The sequence below is a fragment of the Anaerolineae bacterium genome (genome assembly GCA_014360855.1).
In the GTDB taxonomy this organism is placed as follows: domain Bacteria; phylum Chloroflexota; class Anaerolineae; order JACIWP01; family JACIWP01; genus JACIWP01.
The window spans coordinates 1-2,224 of record JACIWP010000384.1; the positions used below are offsets into that span (position 1 = coordinate 1).

The following is a 2,224-nucleotide window of genomic DNA, read 5'->3' on the forward strand; positions in this document are numbered from 1 at the left end:
ATGTTCGCCTGAGCTATACCGGATTGCCCCCATTCCTCCCTCGCGTAGGCCCGGGGTTGTCAGGATGGTTGGCCCAGGCCCATAAGTTCGCATAGCCCCTAAGGAGGAATGCGTATGTCCGCACGTAAGATCGCTGTCTTGACCCTTACGGCCCTGACGGTCATGGCTCTGCTGGTTGGATGTGGAGGCAAGGCCACGACGCCGGCCGGCGAGACCCCTGCCGCTCAAGCGACTCAAGCAACTACCGCCCAACAAGCGCCGGCACAGCCGACCCCGGTGCCGCCTACCGCTACGCCGGCACCTACCCAGGTAGCATCCGTCCCTACGGAGACCCCACAGGCCGTCGAAGATGTGAGCAAATTGCCCTGGCTGAAGTCGTACCGGATGCGTATGACGATCGAGACCTCCGGTGAAGCCTATGCCGATCAACAGAGCGCCAAGCTGGAGATGGTGGGAGAGTTCGTCAAAGAGCCGCCGGCAGTGCGCTATGTCATCAGCGGCGCCACGCCGGAGGACTCCATGGAGATGATCCAGATCGGCAACCAGAGCTGGATCAAAATGGGCAATAGCTGGATGCAGTCCAGCCAGGAGACGGCCCCCAATTTTGACGAGCAGTTCATGATCTTCCATCCTGAGGACCTGACCGCAGGCTGGGAAACTGCCACCAAAATTGGCAAAGAAAAGGTGAACGGCATCGATACCACCCATTACCGATTCGATAAGCCGGCCTTCCTGCGATTCATGCTCGATGAAGAAACACGCGCCCGATACGAGAACCTGGATATCGCACAGATTGACATTTACCTGGCGGATGAGGGCTACATCGTCAAGATGGTCACCCATATGGCCGGCAAAGGCGTGGAGGAGAGCAAACCCGACCTGGCCGGCGAGCTCAAGACCACCTTCGAGGTCTATGACCTGAACGCCCCCATCGAGATCACCGCGCCCGAGATCCCATCGGTCACGGAAGGCCTGGGCTTCACCATCCCGGAGCCGGCCGGCGCCCAACAGGCCTGGTCCCAGGAGGGCATGGTCATGTACAACGTGTCCGGCATGACCCTGGCCGAGGCGGTCGAGTTCTACAAGAAGGGATTCGCGGATCAGGGGCTGAAGTATATCGAGGATTCCAGCATGACCACCGATGCCTTTGCCACGCTGGAATTCCAAGGCGAGAAGGCGAAGGTCTCGGTGATGATCTCCCCGGACCAGAGCACCGGTGCCCTGACCGTTATGTTCACCATTGAGAAGTCGGAGTAAAGCGAAGGCGCATCCTGGCAATACAGCGAGCGTTCGAGGGGCCGTTCCAATTATTGGAGCGGCCCCTTTTGGCCGGCCCGAAAGTTCACCGTGTTAAAGCATCGGGAGAAGCCTTTGCCAAATGCGTTCGATATGCTGGGATGCGGGTGAGGATGGCCGGAAGATGGTAACTGGCAATCCCCGGGTGATTGCTTCGCTCACTGATGGATCAAAGGGAATGCTTCCTACCACCTCAATGTCGTGTTCAGCGCAGAACGATTCGATCTGAGCAGCGCCCTGAGGATGAATGTCCGCCTTGTTGATGCAGACGAGCGTGGGGATGTGGAAGTGAGCGGTCAGTTCGAGGACGAGATGAAGGTCATGAATTCCTGCGACGGATGGTTCCGCGACGATGAGTGCCAGGTCCGCACCGGATACCGCTGAGATCGCCGGACAGCCGATCCCAGGAGGGCCGTCCACGATCAGCAGGTCGTAGCCGGCATTCTCCGCGTGGCGCAGTGCCTGTTGCTTGACCAAACTCACCAGCTTGCCGGAGTTCTCCTGTGCCGGCCGCAGGGCGGCGTGGAACAACGGACCATACGGAGTTTCGGAATAAAACCACTGGCCGGCTAACTGCGGCACCATCCGAATGGCCTGGACAGGGCATTGGTAAAAGCAAGCGGCGCATCCCTCGCAGGCAAGAGGATCCACGCGATAATAGAAGACGCTGTCCCCCTGGGCCGGCGGACCAAGCACCGCATCAAACCGGCATACATTGTGGCAAATCCCGCATCCCTCACAACGATGGGGGTCAATCTCCGCGATCGATTTTCCCCAGAACTCATGGGATTCGCGTGGGTCAGGGGCCAGCACCAATTCGAGATTGGCGGCGTCCACGTCAGCATCCGCAAAAACGGCACGGGCTCGCGGGGAGTGGTGAGAAGCCAAATGTGCAAATGAGGCGACCAGGCTGGTCTTGCCCGTCCCG

At 59.5% G+C, this 2,224-nt stretch carries 2 protein-coding genes; one reads left to right on the forward strand and one right to left on the reverse strand.

The window, feature by feature from the left end; genetic code table 11:
• Positions 1-114: 114 nt before the first annotated feature.
• Positions 115-1,257 carry a hypothetical protein gene (locus H5T60_14270; GenBank protein MBC7243598.1) on the forward strand — a complete coding sequence of 381 codons (1,143 nt, stop codon included), beginning with the start codon at positions 115-117 and terminating at the stop codon, positions 1,255-1,257.
• Between the two features lie 93 nt (positions 1,258-1,350).
• On the opposite strand, the gene H5T60_14275 is transcribed toward H5T60_14270, so the two are convergent.
• The coding region (locus H5T60_14275) for an ATP-binding protein (GenBank protein ID MBC7243599.1) at positions 1,351-2,224 on the reverse strand (874 nt) is incomplete at its 5' end.